This window comes from Seonamhaeicola marinus, assembly GCF_008085455.1.
The window spans coordinates 1-357 of record NZ_VSDQ01000318.1; the positions used below are offsets into that span (position 1 = coordinate 1).

At 31.4% G+C, this 357-nt stretch carries 1 protein-coding gene; it reads left to right on the forward strand.

Annotated elements, in window-relative coordinates; genetic code table 11:
* A partial coding sequence (locus tag FUA24_RS04165; RefSeq protein WP_148540164.1) for an MMPL family transporter occupies positions 1-357 on the forward strand: 357 nt, incomplete at both ends.

Sequence of the window (357 nt, forward strand, 5' to 3'; positions counted from 1 at the left end):
AACATTACCTGGTATTGCGGGTATTGTATTAACAATAGGTATGTCTGTTGATGCTAACGTACTTATTTTTGAACGTGTAAGAGAAGAACTAGCTAAAGGTAAAGGGTTGAAAGATTCTATTGCCGATGGTTTTGGTAACGCATTGTCTTCAATTTTAGATGCTAACATTACTACAGGTTTAACAGCTTTAATATTATTTATTTTTGGTACAGGCCCAATTAAAGGATTTGCAACTACCTTATTAATAGGTATTGGTACATCATTATTTACTGCTATTTTTATTACAAGATTATTAATAGATTGGTATGTAAACAAAGGCGGAAACTTAAACTTCTCTACACCAGTTACTAAAAACTT